Origin of the sequence: Nibribacter ruber, from assembly GCF_009913235.1 — a bacterium.
GTDB lineage: Bacteria > Bacteroidota > Bacteroidia > Cytophagales > Hymenobacteraceae > Nibribacter > Nibribacter ruber.
On sequence record NZ_CP047897.1, the window covers coordinates 2,856,672 to 2,878,340 of the forward strand.

Genomic DNA, 21,669 nt, shown 5'->3' on the forward strand with positions numbered 1-21,669 from the left:
TTCACATTTACGTGTCGTTACGCTTTCAGCTTGGCGTAGGGTATTTTCTTGGCCGCTTTGCGGGTAATGGCTTTGGTGATGGTGTTGGTATCACTACCCAGATAGCGCGCCAGGCCTTTTTCATAATTCCAGAGCAGACTGCCGGTGGCGCCATCATAAATCTTCATGACGGCCATGCCCGTGTTGGTGGGACCTCCCATGGATAAGTTTGGGGTGGCCAACAAATCATACACGGCCATGGCGGCGGCCACGCCGTTAGAGAGAGGCTTGTCAGTGGTCAAGGTGCCCATCATGACCGCATCAACGCCTAACATAGACGCCAGCTCCGTTGGGGTGAAGTTGACCAACTCCTCGGGCTGAATGTCTTTCTCCATCAAAATAGCGTTGGTAGTGGCTACGTCCTGCACGTGTACCTTCTCTTTGTTCTTATTGATGGTCTGCAAGAAATGTACCTGCAAGGCTCCTTGAATGGCTCGGCCGTGCTGGCGCTCCAGTTCATAATGGCGCTCTTCGGTCATGGCGCGCTGCTCGTTGGGCCTGAGGCCTACTTTCACATCAAAGGGCAAGATGGCAATGGTCTTGTGCTGTTTGGCCACCGCGGTAAAAGAGGGACTGGTGTAGATGTTTCTGGATTGGTTGCAGCTCGGCAGGCCACAAACGGCAGCCAACAAGGCCACCACAACAAAATGCTTCGGTTTCATGGTATAGATACTTAAACGGATCATCAAAAAGGTTCTCAGCCAGACAAAAGGAACCAAAGAGACGTGCACTTCTCCTTACGTTTCTAGGGTCTGTTTGCAGGCAAGATGCGTGGGGGTGGGAAAAGGTTGCCTACTTCTACTAGATGCGCGAAACCATTTTTACCCCTACCGCGCCTCCAAAATTTTAAATGAAAGCACCTGGTTTCGCCCTGATTCCCAGAAAACAGCCCAAAAACCAGCCATCCTTCATTTGTTTGCCTGCCTGCCGGCTAATGCCATGCCAGAAGATTCTTCCCAAGATTCCCAACCTACTGCCGCCGTACTGGTTATACAGAAATAAAGCCCAGACTCCTTGAAAATTTCCCTTCAAACCCGCGTAGCCCAGCCGTATATAGCCGTCCTGAACCAGTTTAACCTGGAACTGTTCCAAGCGTTTGCTCCGGCCTTTCCTAAAATGAACGTCCTCAGGTTTGACGGCAGCCACCCCGGCGACAAGGTAGAAATTGAGCTGAGCGTAGGGCCACTGAAAAGACGCTGGACCAGCCTCATCACCGAGCGGCACCTAACCGAACAGGAGGCGTGGTTCACAGATGAAGGCCAGATTCTCCCCGCCCCGCTCACCTTCTGGCGACACCAGCACCTCATCACTCACCACGGCAGCTACAGCATCATCCATGACTTGATCGAGTTCAGGACTAGCAATAAGGTGTTAGACTATCTGGTGTACCCGGCATTATATGCCCAGTTCGCCCTGCGAGGCCCCGTCTATCAACGGATTTTCGGGAAGGCGTAGGACTTGCGTTTTTAGTCAGTTTTGGGGAAAAGAGGCCAAAACCGGAATAAGACAAGTAAAAGGTAGCAATGCGCCAGAGACAGGGCGGTGCCGTTGTCTCTACGTCTCCAACGCCAACTTTCTCATCCAAGCCTTCTCCCTCTGAGAGAAGGAACAGCGTTTTTTGCCTGTTTCCCAGAAATCAACTTGAAACCGGAAGGCAGTTAACGTACCTTCACAAAACATTCTGTCGCAGTCAAGAGTTATGCCCACAAAAAGCACGATTCTGCGTAGATTGGCAACATGGCGAAAGCAGCAGTCATAGGTTCTGGGATTGGGGGAATTGCCGCGGCCATACGGTTGGCGGTGAAAGGCTATGACGTGACTGTGCTGGAGACCAACGCCAGCTTCGGGGGCAAGATGACCCAGTTTACGTTGCCCGGCGGGTATCGCTTTGATGCGGGCCCGTCTTTGTTCACGCTGCCTCATCTAGTAGACGAACTGTTTACGTTGGCTGGCCGGAGCCCGCAAGACTATTTCAAGTACCAGCGGCTGCCCGTAGTCACGCAATATTTTTGGCCAGACGGCACCAGGTTAACCGCTCATGCCAACGCCAGTGACTTCGCGCGCGAGGTTGAGGACAAGCTACAGGTACCCAAAGAGAAAGTAGAAGCGCATTTACAGAAAGTAGCCAGGTTGTACCATGCCACGGAGGCCACCTTTCTGCAGAAGTCCCTGCACAAAGTAAACACGTATCTGAGCCCAGACGTGTTGAAAACGTTGCCGGCCCTTCCTGAATTAGGCCTGATGACCACCATGCATGCTGCCAACGCCCAAGCTTTCTCAGACCCGAGGTTGGTGCAGTTGCTAGACAGGTATGCTACCTACAATGGCTCAGACCCCTACCAGGCACCGGGCACCTTAAACCTGATTCCGCATTTAGAATTCAACATTGGCGCGTTTTACCCTTCGGGAGGAATCTATGCCATTGCGCAAAGCCTGGTAAAACTGGCGCAGGAACTGGGAGTAGAGTTCAGGTACCAGGAGCCGGTGCAGGAGATTCTGGTGAAGGGCAAACACACCCAAGGCGTCATAACAAACCAAGGATTCTATCCTGCTCAGGTGGTGGTGAGCAATATGGACATTGTGCCCACGTACAGAAAGCTTTTGCCCACGCAGCCTGCCCCAGAAACCACGCTTAAGCAACCCCGCAGCAGCAGCGCACTCATTTTCTACTGGGGCATTGCCAGCAGCTTCCCCCAACTGGACCTCCACAACATCTTCTTCAGTGAAAGTTATCAACAGGAGTTTGAGCACATCTTCCAGAAGAAAACCGTGAGCCCAGACCCGACGGTGTATGTGAACATCACCTCCAAATATTCCCCTGAAGACGCGCCTTCCGGCCATGAGAACTGGTTTGTCATGGTCAACGTGCCGCACAATGAGGGACAGGACTGGAATGCGTTATTAACCCAGACGCGCACCGCCGTTTTGCAGAAAGTGAGCAAGGTGCTGGGTGTAGCCATAGAGCCATTAATCACTGCAGAACGGGTATGGGACCCCAAAGGCGTTGAGGCAGACACTTCTTCTTTTGCCGGTGCCTTGTACGGAAGCAGTTCCAACAACAAGATGGCCGCCTTTCTGCGCCACCCAAATTTTTCATCCAGACTCAAAGGACTCTACTTTGTGGGGGGCAGCGTTCACCCCGGCGGAGGCATCCCGTTGTGCCTGCTTTCGGCTAAGATTGTGGGTGACCTGGTGCCGGCTCCTTCAACTTCTGTTTTACCATGATTTCAACGCTTCGCTCTTCTTCTGTCCCGTTTAGAGAACGGTTCCTTGCTGTTGGCATAGGCGTGTTGTTCCTGTTCTATGCCGTGGGCTTCTGGGGCCTGGGATTCAGTGACCATGAGCCTTGGTTTATTGCCCTGGTGCCGTTTAACCTCCTTCTCACCAACACCATTCTGTTTCTTTTCCACAGAGACTGGCGGCCGTCCTTCCTTCTGTTTGCTTTTACCGCCTGGGCGGCTGGCTTTCTGTTTGAATGGGTAGGCGTGCATACAGGCCTGCTTTTTGGCGAATACACCTATGGGGCAGCCCTTGGATTTAAGCTACACCAAATCCCTTTGTTGATAGGCTTGAACTGGCTTATGCTGGTGTATAGCTCTGGGCACCTGGTGCAACGGTTTGCCTCGCACTGGTTTCTGAGGGCGCTCCTAGGCGCCTTGATCATGGTGGGACTGGACATTCTCATTGAGCCCGTGGCTGTGCGATTTGATTTTTGGTCCTGGCACCAGAACCAGATTCCGTTCTCCAATTTCATAGGCTGGTTTGTAGTGGCCTTGCTGCTGCAGATGTATTTCCATAGAGCCCGTTTTCAAAAGGACAATCCCATTGCGCCCTGGGTTTTTGGAGTGCAGGTGCTGTTTTTCCTGGGGCTGTGGTGGGTTATCTGAAACAATTGGTAACTTGGGAGTAAACTCAATGCATTGTTGAAAACTCTCAAGGAAAGCCTTCCCTTTATCATTCCGTTCTGCCTATTGGCCGTTTTGCTCACGGTTTGGGTGCGGCACAACGGCTTCTTCTGGGACAGCATTCTGCTAGGCTCTACCTATGGGCAATGGTATTACCAGACCAACTTTTCCACACTCTTCGTCCCGCAGGAGATAGCGGGCTATCCGCCGCTGTTTGGTATGTATCTGGCCTTTGGCTGGAAGCTCTTCGATAAGACCTTAGTGGTTAGCCACTTTTTAATGCTACCCTTTCTGCTGGGGATTGTATGGCAAGTCTATCTGCTAGCCAAGCGGTATGTTCCTACTTTCTGGATAGGCATAGCCCTTCTTTTAGTCTTACTAGACCCAACGCTGGTGGCTCAAAGCGCGCAAATGGCTCCAGATGTAGTTTTAGTCTTCTTTTATCTACTGGCTATCAATTCTCTACTCCGCAAGGGTGCACTTCTATATGCCGTCTGCTTAATCGCGTTGGTCCTCCTAAGCCCCAGAGGCCAGATAATGGTGGCTGCATTGTTCCTGACAGACCTACTTATCCACAGACTGCACGGCGGTGGTTTAACCAAGGAATATCTCTTCCTGTTCTGTAAAAGGTATTTCCCGACTGGAATAGTTCTTCTGCTATGGTTGGTGCTTCATTTCCAGCATTTCGGGTGGGTGGGCTTTAACCGAGGATCAGACTGGGGAGCTTATGCGACCATGGTAAACTTGACTGGCTTCTTTAGAAACATAGGCATTCTTATTTGGCGGCTCATAGATTTTGGCCGAATCTTGCTGTGGATAACTGCCTTAGTATTGCTCTGGCAGATGAGAAGAAAGCTGCCTTTAGATGTAAAGGAGCTGATTTTGCTTCTCTTGGTGCCTTTTCTCACTCTAGGTTTAATTCTGGTCTGGTTCACCAATCCCATTGCGCATAGGTATTGGCTGGTGGTATATGTTTTCCTGGGGCTACTTACGGCCAGACTGCTTTTGCTCTTAAAGAACCCACAACCACGTTGGGGGGTAACGGCCTTGCTGGCACTGAGTTTGGTCAGCGGACATTTCTGGGTTTATCCACAACGCATTGCCAAGGGTTGGGATGCTACTTTGGCTCATCTGCCTTATTATGAGCTGCGGAAAGAAATGCTCCACTACCTGAATCAGCGGCAGATTCCCTGGCAGCAGGTAGGGTCAGATTTCCCTAACCTGGCCTCACCGGCTGCCACAGATCTTACAACTGACACCCGCACCCTGGCTCCTAAAGACCTGTCAACGCAAACCTATATTCTCTATTCCAACGTGTTCAATGGCTTTACAGACCAAGAACTTGCCTCTTTGAACAGTGACGGTTGGCAAGTCATCAAAGAACTCCGAAGGGGGCAGGTCTATATGCGTTTGTATCAGAAAAAATAATAGAAGCTCCTTGTTTATCCACAGGACTTAGCTCTTAAAATCCAGATGAGAGTGGAGGCTTCAGCATACTATTATTAAATAGAAGAAATCATATATATTTATTTGCTATTCTAAGAAGAAAGGTTAAATTTGTTTAGGGCCAAGCTTCACAGGATATGCAGCACTCCATCAGCAAAGAAGAGCTTTTACGCAGCGCCATGCGGTTCTTTTGTGCCAACGGCATAAAGGAAATCAACTACCGAAGCATCCTGCGCGAGTTCTCTCTGAGCCCTGAGGAGTTCCAAAGATTTTTCACCGACAAGGAGGATTTCATACGGCAGGCGGTGGAGCAGTATCTAGCCGAGCAGCGAGAAACCCAACTGGCCTTGCAACAGCACCATCCGCATCCCTTGGCCGAACTGGTGGTCATGCTGCGCCATCACATTCTGCAGCTTCAGCAAATTCATCCCAGCTTTTTCGTTCAGATCCAGTATCTCTACCCGCGCGTCTGGATGCTGTACCTGCGCCACGTGCAAATTCACTCGTACTACCTCTTTTACGACCTGCTCAACAAGGGCATTGAGCAGAAATACCTTCGGCCGGACCTCAACATTGAGATTGTGACCAAGGTCTTGCTGGAGCAGATAAACATGCTCTTAAACCAGAGTCTGTTCCCGGGCAGCCGGTACAACCTCACCGAGGTGTTCAGGGGAATCTTCCGGTACTATTTAAAAGGGATTTCCACGGACAAAGGGAATCTCTCCCTGGAAAATTTGTTATGTGATTTCAACCTCCCCGCTGGGAGCGAGAGAGAATAAAACCTAAACCATAGCAGGAAGATGAGTATCTTTATTTTCTGACACTAGAAACCTGCCCTCATCCACCTTCTTGGAACAGAAATCAGCATGACCATTAAAAACACGGTATTACAAGAAGCCCTGGCCCTTTTACAAAAAGAAGGGCTGCACGGCATTTCTGAGGAGCAGTTGGTTCATCGCCTGGGCATCTCCATGGCTACTTTTCAGGAACTGTTCGGGAGCAAGGAGAACTTGGTGCTGGAGGTGGTGCAGTATGACGTGCAGGGCCGCAAGCAGGCGCATGCCGCCCTTTTCAAAAACGAGTCCTCTGCCGTGAGAAAACTGCTGATGGTGGTGGAACATGGTCTGCAGCTTCTGCGCCAGGCCAACCCGCTCCTCATTGTAGAGCTCATTGAACATTACCCCAGGGCCTGGAACGTCTACCTGGACTATAACAGCGGCTATTCGGCCCATCTGGTGCATGACCTGCTCAATGAAGGCGTGCTGGGCGGTGACCTGCGCCGGGATATCAACATCCATTTGGTGACCAAGATTCTGATGGAGCAGGTGGCCATGCTGGTGAATCCCGCGGTTTTTCCGCCGGAGACCTACAACTTAGGCGAGGCCTTCAGAAGCATATTCCTGTACTACATAAGAGGTTTATGCACAGAAGAAGGCATGAAAAAGGCCGAGGAGTTCTTCAGCCGCACAGCCTCTTTCTAAAACCGGGGCGCGGTTGACGTGACGGTTTCGTATTTACTCTGGCACTGCCGAACTGGAAAACCGTTTTTAGCCTGTTTCCTGGAAAATAGGCCAAAAACGAAGCCGTAGCCCGTACACATCCAACCATCGGAAGCATAAACCTACCGTTGACGTGCCCTAGAAATGGGTTAGACCAACTTAGGACGATTCTTTAATAGAGCAGCAAGCATATACCAAGAAAAAGGCCTGTCTTTACCAGACAGGCCTTTTTTGTATTAGTTGATGGAGACTCTCACTTTCTGGGTGAACTCGCGCAGGGCGGTCTTAAAGTCTGAGCCCTTGTCTTCCATGTGGTTGAGGATGAAGATGGCCCCAAAGACATGGGTAAGTTTCTCGCCTTCGTCCTCGCCAATGATCTCAAAGGCCGGGGTTTCTTCGTTTAACAATTGCTCTTCGGCGGCGCGCAGGCTCTCTAAGGTCTGCGTCTCTACCAGTTGTTTGATGGCAGGTATCTTCATAATCTACTTACGCTAATTTTCTAACCATTTCTACCACGTATTCTTCTTTGCTGGTGGCAGAGCCTTCTACCAGCTCGCCGTTCTTGAACACCGCAAAGAAGGGCAGGTTGGTTACGCCGGCCAGCTTGCGGGCCTCTGGGCTGGTTTCAGCGTTCACGTCTACAAAGGCTACGTTGGCAAACTCTTCATTGGCGGCCAGGCGCTTGAACTTAGGCGTGAACAGGCGGCAGTTGCCACACCAGTCTGCATAATATTTTACCACTACGCGCTCATTGCCTTCCAGCACGTTTTTAAAATCAGCGTCACTTGCTTGTATGATTGCCATATCTCAGTACAGTTAGTTTTAAGGATTATCTTTTTGCAAACCAGCGGGCCTGCGTATTGTTTGAGTGCCTTTTGTATAAAAACGCCTTCAAAACGCAAAATTACCACAGAAAGTTTGCTTATGCTATGACCTTACGGGAAAAGGAGTCACCTAAAGTATACTGCTGCCCGCAGGCGCCAGACGGCCTGTCATGGGCGTATACCCGAGGTAGGGAAGTAGATGACCCACAGGCCGGTGACGGTTCCCACCTCAAACCCTTCGGGGCGGCCCTGGGTAGAATAGACGCGCAACTGGTCCAGATCAGGAGCCATGAAGTTGAGGAGGCTGGGCTCATCGCAGCTGGCACAGTTTCGGCGCTTGACCTGGATGGGGCGTTGATAGATGAGCTGGCCTTGAGACTGCTGCACCTGGGCCTGTAGCGGCGCCCTGCCCGAAAAGAAAGTACTCTGGTACCGGCCGCTTTTTAGTTGTTTCTCGCTTAGGGGCTTTCTTTCCAGGCGGGCCTGGTAGCGCTGCAACAGCACCTGCACGGCAGGCAGTTTGTCGGGCTGGGCCACAAAAAGGGCTTGGGCGCGGGGCTGACCTTCGGCTAACTGCAAAAAGGAGCCTTCCACTAAATGCACCACTGAGTCGCCCACGGCCAGGGCCACCGCTTCTGGTTTCTCCTGTAAGGCTACCGTCTGGGTATGAGAAGTCCCCGCCCCCGATGTGTCTGGGTACGCTTCTGGCCTAGGCGTGTCTGTACAGGCGCACGCCAGGCCCAGCAGGCATATTGTCACTACACGCTTGTAGAATGGCACCATAGGGGATTGAAGGTAGCAGATAACTTCCTTACAGACAAAGATGGGGCGCAGGTTGTTCATTCGCAATGCAACGGATCTGCGGCGCTTTCGTTTTTGGCCTCTTTCCCAGAAAACAAGCCAGAAACGACGGGCAACAAAAAACCCGACGCCTGGAGCATCGGGCTTTTTACACACAACAGTAAAATTTACTTTACCTTGGGAACCGGGGCCACCGCCGTTCAGCAGGCATCTTTCTTTCATAAACTCCCTCTAGCCAGCGCATTGCCGTCTTCTACAGAAACAGTTATGCTTCTTGTTATTGACGTCTGCTGGGTGAGGTACGTTCAGAACAACCGTTCAAGAGGGCAGCCCAGGCACTTGCCTATTAGTAGCGCAGAGAACCAAATTATTACAGAAGGGCCGAAGTAATTTCCCTTATCAGAGAAAAGAAAGAGTTGCGGCAGGCCGAAGGAGAGAGGAAGGAACAAGGCCGTTTTTGGGCTGTTTTACCCAAAACAAGCCAAAAACGACGGATCTTGGCCGGCTTGGGCCGAAGGAAAGGATTCAAATTTTAACGACCGGCCTTTGGGCTTTTGCCGCAGGAAAGGTATTTTCGTAGACACCCCAAGTAGTAGTAGACTCTCCACTCCCTTATCCACAAAGCTGTTCATGAAAAACAGATGGGCCATTTCTATCCTCTTCACGGTAGCCGCCGGGCTGGCGCTTATTTCTTTGGGCATCACCTATTACACCACCGGCAAGATTGATTGGCTGCGGCTGCTCACGGTCTTGTTCTCCAGCGGTCTGGCCTACATTGTGTCTAAAAGGAGATAGAGGTGCCTATTCTGGTAAAAACGGCTGTTAGGTTTCAATCAAGGTGGTTTTTACGCCCATCCAGGTTTGGTCTTCGGCCTGGCCCACCACATAGGCCTGCACCTGCGTCTGACCTAGTCTGTACACTTTTACGTCCTTTAGATTCTTCTCCAGCCACTGTTGCAGGGCCATGAACTTCTGGGCGTTTTGGTTTTGTATAGCATCCTCTTCAGAAGGGCGTACCATGTTCCGGAAGAAATGCGCCACCGTCACTTCCTCTACCGTCTGTTCTGGCTGACCTATGGCTTTTAAGAAACTGCTTGCCTCCTGCCCCGAGGTACCTGCGGGCAAGGCAAACGGCTCTAGCGGGTATTCACTCTCACTGATGAACAACAGGCTCTGGCTCAATTGCTCAAGTTCTTGATAGTTAGATGACATGGCTTTACTAAAAAAAGCGGGGCCACTTTCCTAGTAAAGAAGAGCAGCCCCGCCAATGAAATACACTTATTGGGTTGGACCAGAATCTACGCGGGCCTCAATGGTGGCTTGTACCGTGGAGGACACGTTAGACAAAATGTTGTATCCCGTAGCGGCCTCAATAGCGTCTACCGTGGTGCGGTAAGAACCCCACGTGCTGCTTATGCTGGTGGTGTTAGGCGTGTTCACGGCAATGACGCGGGTGCTGGTAGTCACGCGGGCTGCGTCACCGGTTCCGTTAGGCAACACCACTATCACCTTCCAGATACGGTTAGGCACGGTCACTTTGCCGCCGGCAATGGTTTCTTTGTAGCCATTCACGCCAGTACCGCCCACGCCATAGCTACCCATGATGATGTACAACTCGTTTCCGGCATTGATCAAGTTACGGCAGTAGTTCTCCAGGCCGGCCCAGGTCTGCTGGTTGTTAGTACTCGCCTGCGGAATCATGTTGGACATCAGGAACGTGGCAGAATTGTCCGTCACAGTCAAGGTACGGTCTGCTGATGGGCAGTTGTGGCCCCGGTCAAAACCGCTACCGGTGTAGTCAGAAGAAGTTACTCGGTAGAAAGCGCTTGGCAGGGAGGTGTCTGCCCTGAAATCATCCTGGCGCGGGGTGCTGCCTACCCAGGCGCTGCTCAGGTGCCAGCTTACCCAGTTGGGCGTGCCGCGGTAGCTGTTGTAGGACATAACGTACTGTGATTTGCTCACCAGGTAATTGCTATAGCTGGTGCCTGCACTGCTGGGATTGCCCATAGTGAGGTGTGAGTCTTTGGTGGCGGTAGCATCTTCAGTCCCCGTCGCCACGGGGGAATTTTTGGGCTCTACCATTTCCTTCTTACAGGACACACTAAAACCTACCAGCAAAGCCAGTACCAACGGACGATAAAATTTTTTCATGGAAGGGGGTTAGGTTGGTTGAAAGTTCTAGAAATATAAGGCCTAACAACCTAATACAAAACAAAATATAGCAAAATCCTATATTATTTTTCTGGCAACCGATTTCGTGTAACCTTCTTGCTGCGCATCCGTTTTTGGCGTGTTTTCCAGGAAATAGGCCAAAAACGAAGCCACCCTGAAAAACCGGTTGGAAGAAACCCAAAAAGGCGGTTACTTGCCTGCTTTCCAGTTTACCTCGTCTCTCACATGAAGCTTTCTCCCCGCATCCTGCCTTCGTTGCTCATCCTGTCTTTCTGTTTAAGTTTCTTCGCTATTAAAACCAAGGCCCAGACTGCTCCCAAGCGCGAATTCAGGGGCGTTTGGATTGCCACCGTGGCCAACATTGACTGGCCCAGCCAGCAAGGACTTTCGCCGGTGACGCAGATGGAGGAGTTCAAGTATATTCTAGACGAGCACCAGAAAAACGGCATCAACGCCCTGGTGGTGCAGGTGCGGCCCACCACAGACGCGCTGTATAGAAGCAACAAGGAACTCTGGTCGCATTGGCTGTCAGGGAAGCAGGGGCAGGCACCCAATCCGCCGTATGACCCGCTGGCGTTCCAGATTGAGGAGGCGCACAAGCGGGGCATGGAGTTTCATGCCTGGTTCAATCCATACCGGGCCACCCATGACACTATCAGCGCCAACATTGCCGCCAACCACATCACCAAGACCCGGCCCGAGTGGTTTGTGACCTACGCCGGCAAAAAATACTTTAAGCCCGGCCTGCCCGAAGTGCGCGAATACATAGTGGACATCATCCTGGACGTAGTGCAGCGCTATGACGTAGACGCCATCCATTTTGACGACTACTTCTACCCGTACCCCACCAGAGATACCTTCCCGGACGATGACGATTTTGCCCGGTACGGCGCAGGCTTTGCCACCAAGGATGACTGGCGCCGCCACAACGTGGACGAGGTCATCAGAGTCTTGTCTACTGAAATAAAGAAGATAAAGCCGCATGTTAAGTTTGGCATCAGTCCGTTTGCCATCTGGCGCAACAAGAAGGAAGACCCGCTTGGCTCAGACACCAACGGCCTCACCAACTACGGCCAACTCTACGCAGACATCAGGGGCTGGCTGGAGAAAGGCTGGATTGACTACAACGTACCTCAACTCTATTTCACCATCGGGTACCAAGTGGCCGACTACGCCAAACTGCTGGACTGGTGGAGTAAAAATAACTTCGGGAAGCATTTGTACATTGGCCAGGGCACCTACCGAGTGAACACAGACGCCAAAGTCAAGGAATGGTACAACCCGCTGGAGACCGGCAACCAACTGCGCCTGAACCGCCAGACGCCCAACGTGCACGGGAGCGTGTTCTTCAGCTCCAAATCCGTCATGAGTAATCCGCTGGGCGTACAGGACAGTCTACGGCAGAATTTCTACAAATACCCCGCGCTGGTGCCTACCATGCCCTGGCTGGATGACGTAGCGCCTTTAGCACCAAAAAGCGTGAAGGCCACGAACACACTTGACGGCATTCACCTCGCCTGGAAAGCGCCTGCGCCGGCCCCAGACGGAGAAACGGCCCGCTATTATGTAGTGTACCGGGCTCCTAAAGGCACTGATATTGATATGGAAAACCCAGCGCATATCCTGAAAATACATCATGGCGGTACTTCCTATTTAGACACATCTGCTATTTCTGGCCAAAAGTACACCTACCTAGTAACCGCCGTGGACCGATTGCACAATGAAAGCCGACCTTCTGAGACCGTGAGAGCTAAGCGGCGGTAAAACAGGAGAAAGGTTTCTGCCATGAACCGTTTTTGGGCAGTTTTCCAGAAAATAAGCTAAAAACGGAAGTCTTCAATCGCGCGCGCTTTTTATAATTATTGCGTAGTTTTGAGCGTATCTACAGTATTCACTTTATATCTTATAGACATGAGCATACGCATAGAGAAAGACACCATGGGACCGGTAGAGGTACCCGCAGATAAATACTGGGGCGCCCAGACGCAACGCTCTAAAGACAACTTCACCATTGGCGGTCAATTAATGCCCACCGAGGTGATTGAGGCCTTCGCTATTCTAAAGAAAGCCGCCGCTTACACCAACGCTGAGTTGGGCGTTCTGTCTCAGGACAAAGCCGAAATCATTGGCCGTGTATGCGACGAAATTCTGGCTGGTGACCTGGCAGGCGAGTTTCCGCTGGTGGTGTGGCAGACCGGTTCTGGTACGCAGAGCAACATGAACGTGAACGAGGTAGTAGCCAACCGCGCGCACGTGTTGCTAGGCGGCGATTTGATGGACGAGAAAAAGCAGATTCACCCCAATGATGACGTGAACAAGTCTCAGTCTTCTAATGACACCTTCCCGACGGCCATGCACATTGCCGGCTACAAAATTGTGGCCGAGCATACCTTGCCCATGATTCAAAAGCTGCGTGATACCCTGCATGCCAAGTCACAGGAGTACATGAACGTGGTGAAGATTGGCCGCACGCACTTAATGGATGCCACGCCGCTGACCCTGGGCCAGGAGCTTTCTGGTTACGTGTCACAGCTAGACCACGGCATGCGCGCCCTTAAAAACACGCTAGACCACCTAAGTGAGCTAGCCTTGGGCGGTTCTGCCGTTGGTACTGGTCTAAACACCCCGCAAGGCTACGCCGAACTGGTGGCCAAGAAAATCTCTGAGTTCTCTGGCCTTCCGTTGAAAACTGCTGAGAACAAGTTTGAGTCACTAGCTGCCCATGACGCCATTGTAGAAACTTCTGGTGCTTTGAAGCAGATTGCCGTGAGCCTGATGAAGATTGCCAATGACATCCGTCTGTTGGCTTCTGGTCCTCGTTCTGGTATTGGCGAGATCATCATCCCAGAAAACGAGCCGGGTTCTTCCATCATGCCGGGTAAAGTAAACCCAACCCAGGCCGAGGCTATGACCATGGTCTGTGCGCAGGTGATTGGTAATGACGTAGCTATCTCTGTGGGCGGCATGAACGGTCACTTTGAGCTGAACGTGTTCAAGCCGGTGATGATCTTCAACCTCTTAATGAGCGCTAGATTATTAGGCGATGCCTGTGATTCTTTTGACAAGCACTGCGCCGTAGGCATTGAACCGAACTACGAGGTCATCAAGCGCCAATTAGAGAACTCTCTCATGTTGGTAACCGCCTTGAACCCGCACGTAGGGTATGACAACGCCGCCAAGATTGCCAAGAAAGCGCACAAAGAAGGCACTACGCTTCGTCAGGCCGCTTTGGATTTAGGCTTGTTGACAGATGAGCAGTTCACCGAATGGGTGAGACCAGAAGACATGATTGGTTCTTTAAAAAGCTAAACCGTTTTTAGCCTCTTTTGGCCAAAACAGCCCAAAAAACGAAAACCCTTCTGCTCTGTAGCGGAAGGGTTTTTTTTATGAATGGAGGTTAAGAGAAAACAAAGGCCGCCCTGTTGCAGGACGGCCTTTGCTGTAAGTATATCTACGGGTTAAAATTATAGATACTTGTAGTCCATGGTAACAGTGGCTCCCGTTTCTGTGCGGTTGATGGCCGTTACTTTAAAGATCACATAGTTGTCTGTGCCTACCAATTTGGCAATGTACACGTCACCTACCAACAGATCAGCAATTGACGTTACCACGGTAGTAGGCACGGCATTGGCTCCGGTGTAATAGGTTTGGCGCACGCTGGAGAAAGTAGCGGCATTGTAGGCCGCCGTGGTAGACTTCACAAAAGCGGTAGTATTGTCTGCTTTCACGGCTACCTTGTTCCCGGCCACGCTGGTCACCGTAATGTCCTTGTTGGCCACCACATCAGACCCGGCGTTGGTTCTGGTCACAAAGTTAAAAGAGGCCATATTGGCGTCTCCGTTCAAGCCAATGGTAGCAGTACTGGTACCAGTGAAGGCCGTAGCCGCTACCGGCGTAACCGGTGCCGAGGTAACCGATGCCGCCAGTTTTGGCAATAGTGATTTCACCTCGAAACGGAACGTCACTTCCTGGCCGGCAGAACTGGCTGGTACGGTTACGTCTACGTTTCTGGTCACGGCCGCACCAGACTTGGTTAAGCCAATCCGTTGTACTCTGGTCTCAGCGGCTGCGCCTACTTTGGCGTATACGTTCAAGCTGTCCAAGTCTTTGTAAAGTATGGCGCTGGCTGGCGTGGTAGCCGTCACAGAGGTAACACCACCTTCATTCAGCAACAACTCATACCTGATCACATCACTGGCTGCGTTGCCGTACTGAGCCGTAGCCGTGCGGTTGGTCACGCTTTTGATTTTGATGGTAGGCATGGCCTCGGCCACTCTAAAGCTCACGCTTCTGGTTTTGGTGGCATTGTTGAAACCAACTCCCTTGGCGTCTAAACGAATGAGGGTCTTATTGGCCAATCCTTGCGGCACCACATATTCTACCACCAGCGTATCTGCCTTTTTACGGAGAGAGTAAGCGCCTTGGGCGGGTATGGTTCTCACCACGGAGGAATCCTGGGTGTCTAGCTTCTGGAGTAGTACAATCTCCTTTATGTCAGACTTGTTGTACACCAGTTCCATTTTCACGGTCTCGCCGGTGGCGTATTTGGTGGCTACCGGTAACGTACCGGTAGTCTGCAAAATCTGGAAAGAATCTTCAGTGATTTGGTAAGAGGGCTCATAGTCCTCTTCGCAGGAGACGGCCGTAAACCCTAGAAGGGCAATTGCCGGCACAGCCATGTATTTATTAAAAATGCTTTTCATGTCTTTTTACGTTAAATGCCTTATCGCCTTATTGCTTGTCCCACCAAACCGGAAGGGTCACGTAGTCTGGTGCTCCCCAACCCATTCTGGCTACTTCGCCGGGGTTGTACTGGGTTTCTGTCTGCGCCGGTGGCATTCTGCGCACAAACTTACCGCCTAAGTTGGGATTCACGCCCGTTGGCACTGCATAGTCAGGGTAGATGGCAGGATCAAAGTCAAATCTGCGCAAATCTGACCAAGACTCTGGGTTCAGGAACATGGCGATGTACTTCTGCTCCATGATGTGCTTGAAGGTAAGCGCGCTTTCGCTTTGCGCCACGGCTGCGCTGGACAGATACGTGGTTTGAGCGGCGGCAGGCACACCCAGCTTGGTCATATGCGCTGTGATACCAGCCTTGTAAGCCGTAAAGGCCCGGCTTTTGTCATTCTTCCGGAAAGCAGCCTCCGCCTCAATAAAGCGCATCTCGGCGTTGGTTACCATGGGGAACGGACTGTTGTCTGTAGAATACCAGCCACCATAGAAATCAGTTACGGCAGGAGCGGACGGTTGTCCGGCACCCGGTATGGCGCCGTTGCTCAAGGTAGGAGAGATGATTGGGAATCTAGGGTCATCAGCGGCAGTGGCATCTCCAAGCAGCGTGGTACCATTCATGTAGTTCACGAACATTCTACCAAAGGTATAAGAGCCCATGTTGGCTCTGGTAGGCCCAAAGATGCTGGTAGTGCTAGACTCTACGCTGGTAGGTTGTCTGTAGCCCAGCATGGCGTCATCTGCATTGTTCTTGATGCCCTTGTCAATGGCGGCCAACACGGCGTCTGCACTGTAGTTGGCTTTCTTGGTCAAGTGGTTCAACTGACGGGCTCTGATGGAATTGACTAATTTAATCCATTTGGCTGCGTCTCCCTGGTACAAAATGTCTCCGCTCACCGGGTTGGAGGTGTAGAAAGGCCGCTTGTTAGCAGTGGCTGGTTTGGAGAACTCCGCCTCGGCTTCATCTAACAACTTGAAGATGGTGGCGTAGATTTCTTCCTGTGGGTCATACTTGGGAGCAATGTTGGTATATCCCTTCCAAGCCTCTGCATAAGGAACATCGCCTAGCATGTCTGTTACGTGGGCCAGGATAATGGCTTTCATGGTTTTGCCGGCACCTACGTAATACGGAGACCCTTCTGCCTCTGCCGCCTCTATCATGGGGCCAATGTTGCTGCCCACCAGATAATAGGTGTTGTTGAAGGTAGAGGTAGAGTTACCCGGCGTGAAGTAGTACTGGTCTGTGGTGATGTTGGCCGTTCTGCCCGCCACGTTCTGGGTAATCTGTCCCACGCGTAGCTCGGTTAGGAGCTGTATCTGCAGACCGTTGCCAATGATGCTGGGTAGCAGGTAATTGGGGGTAGTAGAAACGGGGTTATTTGGATCTGTGTTTACATCCAAAAAGCCGTCTTCACAAGAGGTAAGCCCTAAGCCCACCACCGTGCAAAATCCTATTATAAATTTTTTCATGTTATGAGTTCTCAATAATCTAGAATGATAGCTTAATACCTAAATCAACACCTTTAGTTCCGGGTACGCTACCGTAGTCAAATCCGCCAGAACCACCACCACGTACGCCAGAACCGGCAGCAGCGGTCTCTGGGTCAGAGCCTGAGTATTTGGTGAGCAGAAGAAGGTTGCGGCCGGTCACGTTCAGCTCCACATTCTTGAAAGGAATTCTTCCAAAAAACTCTTTAGGCAAGCTGTATGCCATGGTAACGTAGCGCAAGCGTACCCACGAAGCGTCTTCAATGAAGTTAGTACCTACCACAGACATGATGTTGCGGTAGTAGCTTTCCGTTAATTCCACTTCTCTGGTGTTAGGCACATAGGTTACGTTACCATCTGCACCCGTCACTGCCACTACGCCTGGGAATACGGCTTTCTTGTATCTGTCCAGAGTCCGGTTGCTCAAGCCGCTGTTTACCAGGGCCGCCTCGTTACCATTTACCACCACGCCGCCTTTTCTAATGTCTGCCAAGAAAGAAAGTGACAGGTTATTGTATTTGAAGGTGTTGGTGATCTGCAGAGTGAAATCTGGGGCACGGTCTCCGGCGTAGGTAAACTTCTGGTCTACAAACGTAGGGTAACCGGTAGAACTGATGATCATCTGGCCGTCTGGGGCACGCTCATACTGCATGGCACCCAAGGCGCTCAGCGAGCTTCCCTGGAAAACAGAACCTCTGGCAAAACCTACAATCCAAGAGTCAGACTGGTAGATTTCTGTCAATGGATAAGGAATGGAGATTACTTCGCTTCTGTTGCGGGCAAAGTTGGCTACTACATCCCAAGAGAAGTCTCCTTTTTCAATGGCCGTTCCAGACAAGATGGCCTCAATACCGCGGTTCTCCACGGTACCGCCGTTCACGTACTGCAGAATGAAACCAGACGCCTGGCTCAGACGAGGGGCGATGATCTGGTCAATGGTTCTGTCTTGGTAGTAAGTAACGTTGAAGCGCAGGTTGTTTTTAGAGAAGTTGAAGTCCAGACCGGTCTCAAAAGAAGTCTTGGTTTCTGGCTTCAACTCTGGGTTACCACCAAAGAAGTTGTTTCTGAAACCGCCCCCCAAGAAGGTGTTGTTGGTCAACGGAGAAGAAACGCGGTACGGCGGTGAGTCTTTACCTACCTGGGCATAGGAGATGTTGAACTTACCAAACTTCAGGAAAGAGTCAGTGGCTAGCGGCAGGTGCTCTGTGAACACGTACCCTAAGCTGGCCGAACCATAGGCAAAGGAACGGTTTTTCACCGGCAGGGTAGAAGACCAATCATTACGGCCCTGTAATTCTAAGAACAGGAAGTTGTCATAGTCTAAGCTTACACGGGCAAAGGCACCAATCAGTCTGCGCAGAGAGTTTCTCTGAATCACGCTTCTGTTGGTGGTATTGTTGAGGCCTACAAAGTCTGGGTTCTGGAAAATCAAGCCCAGGTAATCCACGCCTTTGGTCTCTGTCTGCTCTACGGTGTTACCCAACACCAGGCCAGCGCCCAGCTTCTCCGTGAAGTTCTTGTTGGCGGTCACTACAAAGTTAGAGGTGTATTGCTGGAACTGGTTCACAGACACGGCCAGGCCACCTTGCTGGTTGTTAGGCAAAGAAGTACCAGGAGAACGCACGCTCTCTGTACGCTCTGTGTACACGTCTGATCCCAAACGGTAGTTGATCTTCAGCCAGTCAGTAGGGTCCAGGGTCACGCCCACGTTGCCAATCATGCGTTCTACTCTGTCTGTCTGTGGGTTTTTGTTTACGGTGAAGTAAGGGTTGTCAATGTCACCGGTTACGCTTTCCAGCAGACGACGGCGGGAACCGTCTGGGTTCTGCCAGTCAGACATGTTATCATTCAAAGGCCAGTTAAAGATACTTACCAAGAAACCGCCGGTACCACCAAAGAGGCCAGGACCTTGCAAGGCTCTTTTACCGCTGGTCTGCAAGTAGTTGGCAGAACCGTCAAAAGACAGGATGTCATTGAACTTGGCCGTACCAGATACGCGCACAGAGTTTTTCTCATACTCTGTTTCTGGCACCACGCCCCCCTGGTCCAGGTGGTTGGCAGAAATATAGAAGCTGGTTTTCTCAGAACCGCCAGATACGCTCAGGTTATGGTTCATCTTAAAGCCCGTCTGGAAGAAGTCGCCTATGTTGTCATACTGCGGATCGCCTTCCTGGAACTTAGGTCCCCATGAACGACGGGTAGTACCGTCAAACACCCCGTTGGTGCCTTGCATGTACACGTTCTGCACTTCAGGGAGTCTGTTCACCTTGTCAAAAGAGAACAAGGCGTTGTAAGACACAGACGTCTGTCCGGCCACGCCTTTTTTAGTGGTGATAATTACGGCACCGTTACCAGCGCGCAGACCGTACAAGGCCGCTGCGGCTGGTCCTTTCAACACGGTGATAGAGGCAATGTCCTCTGGGTTCAGGTCACCGGCGCGGTTAGAAGATCCTACAGAGCGCCCCAAAATACCATTGAAGCCGCTACCAGCGCCTGGTGCTGTGGACTCTTGGAAAGAAGAGTTGTCAATAGGAATACCGTCAATCACAAACAAAGGCTGGTTGTCGCCGTCAATAGAGGAACCGCCTCTAATCACAATGCTGGCTCCCTCGCCGGCGCCACCACCAGAACTGATGATGTTCACCCCGGCTACCTTGCCTTGCAGGGCGTTCACCACGTTCTGCTGACGGCTGTCTTCCAGCGCCTTGCCAGAAACAGACTGTACCGCATAGTTAATGGTCTTTTGCTCCTGGGCAATGTTAAAGCCAGTCACCACCACCTCTTCCAAGGCTTTGGCATCTGATTTAAGCACCACGTCAATGGTGTTGTCTACGCCCACGGTGCGCTCCTGAGAGACCATACCAATAAAGGTGTACACCAATACGCTCCCAGATGAGGCTTGGATGGAGTATTTACCCTCACCGTCTGTAGAGGCACCGTTGGAAGTTCCTTTGACTACCACACTCACCCCGGGCAGGGCAGAGCCGTCATCTGCAGAAGTGACCCTTCCAGTAATGGTCTTGCTTTGAGCAAAACCCGTTTGCGCAATGAGAAAACTCAAAGCGAATAACATAAGCCGTAACGCTATTTTCATAGAAAAAAATTTGGGAGGAAATAAAGGTTTAAACTGCTTGTTGGTAATTGCTAAGGAATAAAAATTATTAAATGAATCCCATTCATGCCAAAGCAATGGACACACTTTGACAACTTGTCCCAAATTTAAACTTTCCACAATTTAATGCTACACCTCGGGCCTACTTTTTAAAATTTATTAATCGATCTTGCATTTGCCTGTCATTTTATGATTAATTACCTTAAGAATTTAAAAGATGGGCTACTCTTTAAAATAATTGGGTTATGTTTAACCAATAGCGAAACCCCTACTTTTTACTTGAACTATTAAGCTCATAGTGAACCCGTTGTAAAATAACTATACCTGTAAACTGCTTCTATTTTGGCCACCTCTGTCTCTGCCACACCCCTTTCAGCTTCTGTCCCGCAGGCTGCCGTTCCCCGTCCCGCGCGGTTAAAATCACTGGATGTCTTTAGAGGTATCACGGTGCTGTCTATGATTTTAGTGAACAACCCCGGCAACTGGGGAAAGATCTACGCTCCTTTGAAACACGCGCCTTGGAACGGCTGCACTCCTACAGACCTGGTCTTTCCATTCTTTCTGTTCATTGTGGGCGTTTCTATTGCCTATGCCCTAGAAAGCAGCAAACACCACCCAGACACCCACAAAGCCGTCCTTATAAGAATTGTAAGACGCGGCCTCACTCTCTTTGCTTTGGGCATGTTTCTGGCGCTGTTTCCTAAGTTTGACTTTGACACGGTGCGCATACCCGGGGTGCTGCAAAGAATAGGAGTGGTCTTCATCATTGCCGCCATCCTTTTCCTCAAGACAGATAGAAAAACCCAAATCTGGACCATTGCCACGCTGTTGGTAGGTTACTGGGCGCTGATGATGTTTATACCGGTGCCGGGCATAGGGCAGGCCAACCTGCAACCTACCACCAACCTGGCTGCCTGGCTAGACAACCTCCTCCTCTCTGAGCATCTCTGGAAGCAGTCCAAAGTCTGGGACCCCGAAGGAATCCTAAGTACGCTGCCAGCCGTGGCCACCGCGCTCACAGGCGTGTTGGTGGGCCAGTGGCTCAAGAAACCCACCGCGCCCGGCGACAAGATTGCCTGGCTAATGGTCTGGGGTGTCATCTGCGTCTGCCTGGGGCTTATCTGGGACCTGCACTTTCCCATCAACAAAATCCTCTGGACCAGCTCGTATGTGTTGTACACCTCAGGACTGGCCATGCTGGGACTAGGGCTCTGCTACTGGCTGATTGACGTGAAAGGTTATCAGAAGTTCACCACGCCGTTTCTGGTGTATGGAGTCAATGCCATCACCGTGTTTTTCCTGTCTGGCTTGATTCCGCGCATCATGGGCATGATAAAAGTAGACACGGCCAATGGAGAGGTAGACAGCAAAACCTGGCTGTATGAGTCTTTTTACACGCCGTTCCTGTCGCCTATCAATGCCTCGCTGGCCTGGGCACTCACCTGGATCGCCTTCTGGATGGTCATCCTCTATATTATGTACAAGAAGAACATCATTATCAAAGTCTAAGCCGAAGGCACCTTCCAACAAACTGCCTGGCAATATCCGTTTTTGGGCTGATTCCTGGAAAACAGCCCAAAAACGTTATTTCTTGCTTTAAGGCACCATCCTGCTTTTGCTTTTGGCAGGAGACAGTCCTGAAGAGCAAG

Annotated in this window: 20 protein-coding genes; 11 read left to right on the plus strand and 9 right to left on the minus strand. The window is 51.1% G+C overall.

The window, feature by feature from the left end; all coding sequences use genetic code 11:
• Positions 1–17: 17 nt before the first annotated feature.
• Positions 18–701 (minus strand): hypothetical protein, encoded by a 684-nt coding sequence (locus tag GU926_RS12030; RefSeq protein ID WP_160692181.1) that lies wholly within the window; start codon positions 699–701, stop codon positions 18–20.
• 352 nt (positions 702–1,053) lie between these two features.
• On the opposite strand from GU926_RS12030, the gene GU926_RS12035 reads away from it, so the two are divergent.
• From GU926_RS12035 to GU926_RS12060, 6 genes are all read left to right on the plus strand, one after another.
• On the plus strand, positions 1,054–1,494 hold the full coding sequence (locus GU926_RS12035; protein WP_160692183.1) for an SRPBCC family protein: 441 nt from the start codon (positions 1,054–1,056) through the stop codon (positions 1,492–1,494).
• A gap of 282 nt (positions 1,495–1,776) precedes the next feature.
• The gene (gene crtD / locus GU926_RS12040; protein ID WP_160692185.1) at positions 1,777–3,264 is read left to right on the plus strand and encodes a 1-hydroxycarotenoid 3,4-desaturase CrtD; all 1,488 of its coding nucleotides are present in this window, start codon (positions 1,777–1,779) and stop codon (positions 3,262–3,264) included.
• The gene (locus GU926_RS12045) at positions 3,261–3,926 is read left to right on the plus strand and encodes a carotenoid biosynthesis protein (RefSeq protein WP_160692187.1); all 666 of its coding nucleotides are present in this window, start codon (positions 3,261–3,263) and stop codon (positions 3,924–3,926) included. Before crtD ends, GU926_RS12045 begins: the two co-directional genes overlap by 4 nt.
• Before the next feature lie 36 nt (positions 3,927–3,962).
• A complete protein-coding gene (locus GU926_RS12050; RefSeq protein WP_160692189.1) occupies positions 3,963–5,372 on the plus strand; it encodes a glycosyltransferase family protein in 1,410 nt (469 codons plus the stop codon).
• A gap of 155 nt (positions 5,373–5,527) precedes the next feature.
• A complete protein-coding gene (locus GU926_RS12055; RefSeq protein ID WP_160692191.1) occupies positions 5,528–6,169 on the plus strand; it encodes a TetR/AcrR family transcriptional regulator in 642 nt (213 codons plus the stop codon).
• Between the two features lie 87 nt (positions 6,170–6,256).
• Positions 6,257–6,871, plus strand: coding sequence for a TetR/AcrR family transcriptional regulator (locus GU926_RS12060; RefSeq protein ID WP_160692193.1), 615 nt, complete (start codon positions 6,257–6,259; stop codon positions 6,869–6,871).
• Positions 6,872–7,125: 254 nt separating this feature from the next.
• On the opposite strand, the gene GU926_RS12065 is transcribed toward GU926_RS12060, so the two are convergent.
• The 3 genes from GU926_RS12065 to GU926_RS12075 all read right to left on the minus strand — a co-directional run bounded on the left by GU926_RS12065 (position 7,126) and on the right by GU926_RS12075 (position 8,496).
• Positions 7,126–7,368 (minus strand): DUF6952 family protein, encoded by a 243-nt coding sequence (locus GU926_RS12065; RefSeq protein ID WP_160692195.1) that lies wholly within the window; start codon positions 7,366–7,368, stop codon positions 7,126–7,128.
• A gap of 7 nt (positions 7,369–7,375) precedes the next feature.
• Positions 7,376–7,693, minus strand: a complete 318-nt coding sequence (locus GU926_RS12070) for a thioredoxin family protein (RefSeq protein ID WP_160692197.1) — start codon at positions 7,691–7,693, stop codon at positions 7,376–7,378.
• A 188-nt stretch (positions 7,694–7,881) separates the two neighbouring features.
• Positions 7,882–8,496: a hypothetical protein gene (locus GU926_RS12075; protein ID WP_160692199.1), complete on the minus strand. Its 615-nt coding sequence runs from the start codon at positions 8,494–8,496 to the stop codon at positions 7,882–7,884.
• A gap of 6 nt (positions 8,497–8,502) precedes the next feature.
• Between GU926_RS12075 and GU926_RS12080 the strand changes: the two genes are divergently transcribed.
• Together GU926_RS12080 and GU926_RS12085 are read left to right on the plus strand one after the other, a co-directional pair.
• The gene (locus GU926_RS12080; RefSeq protein ID WP_160692201.1) at positions 8,503–8,904 is read left to right on the plus strand and encodes a hypothetical protein; all 402 of its coding nucleotides are present in this window, start codon (positions 8,503–8,505) and stop codon (positions 8,902–8,904) included.
• Positions 8,905–9,144: 240 nt separating this feature from the next.
• Positions 9,145–9,309, plus strand: a complete 165-nt coding sequence (locus tag GU926_RS12085) for a hypothetical protein (protein ID WP_160692203.1) — start codon at positions 9,145–9,147, stop codon at positions 9,307–9,309.
• 27 nt (positions 9,310–9,336) lie between these two features.
• On the opposite strand, the gene GU926_RS12090 is transcribed toward GU926_RS12085, so the two are convergent.
• Complete coding sequence (locus tag GU926_RS12090; protein ID WP_160692205.1) at positions 9,337–9,726, minus strand: nuclease A inhibitor family protein; 390 nt, start codon at positions 9,724–9,726, stop codon at positions 9,337–9,339.
• A gap of 66 nt (positions 9,727–9,792) precedes the next feature.
• Entirely contained in the window at positions 9,793–10,665 is an 873-nt protein-coding gene (locus tag GU926_RS12095) for a DNA/RNA non-specific endonuclease (protein ID WP_160692207.1), read from the minus strand.
• Positions 10,666–10,911: 246 nt separating this feature from the next.
• Between GU926_RS12095 and GU926_RS12100 the strand changes: the two genes are divergently transcribed.
• Both GU926_RS12100 and fumC read left to right on the plus strand, forming a co-directional pair.
• Complete coding sequence (locus tag GU926_RS12100; RefSeq protein WP_160692209.1) at positions 10,912–12,450, plus strand: glycoside hydrolase family 10 protein; 1,539 nt, start codon at positions 10,912–10,914, stop codon at positions 12,448–12,450.
• A 147-nt stretch (positions 12,451–12,597) separates the two neighbouring features.
• Positions 12,598–13,995 (plus strand): class II fumarate hydratase, encoded by a 1,398-nt coding sequence (gene fumC / locus GU926_RS12105; protein WP_160692211.1) that lies wholly within the window; start codon positions 12,598–12,600, stop codon positions 13,993–13,995.
• 155 nt (positions 13,996–14,150) lie between these two features.
• Here the strand turns inward: fumC and GU926_RS12110 are convergent, their stop codons facing one another.
• The 3 genes from GU926_RS12110 to GU926_RS12120 are packed head-to-tail and all read right to left on the minus strand — an operon-like array spanning position 14,151 to position 20,002.
• The gene (locus GU926_RS12110; protein WP_160692213.1) at positions 14,151–15,389 is read right to left on the minus strand and encodes a hypothetical protein; all 1,239 of its coding nucleotides are present in this window, start codon (positions 15,387–15,389) and stop codon (positions 14,151–14,153) included.
• A 28-nt stretch (positions 15,390–15,417) separates the two neighbouring features.
• Positions 15,418–16,890 (minus strand): SusD/RagB family nutrient-binding outer membrane lipoprotein, encoded by a 1,473-nt coding sequence (locus tag GU926_RS12115; protein ID WP_160692215.1) that lies wholly within the window; start codon positions 16,888–16,890, stop codon positions 15,418–15,420.
• 19 nt (positions 16,891–16,909) lie between these two features.
• A complete protein-coding gene (locus GU926_RS12120; protein WP_160692217.1) occupies positions 16,910–20,002 on the minus strand; it encodes a SusC/RagA family TonB-linked outer membrane protein in 3,093 nt (1,030 codons plus the stop codon).
• 360 nt (positions 20,003–20,362) lie between these two features.
• Here GU926_RS12120 and GU926_RS12125 point away from each other — a divergent pair, with 360 nt between their 5' ends.
• The gene (locus GU926_RS12125; protein WP_232058311.1) at positions 20,363–21,529 is read left to right on the plus strand and encodes an acyltransferase family protein; all 1,167 of its coding nucleotides are present in this window, start codon (positions 20,363–20,365) and stop codon (positions 21,527–21,529) included.
• The last annotated feature ends 140 nt before the right edge of the window (positions 21,530–21,669 follow it).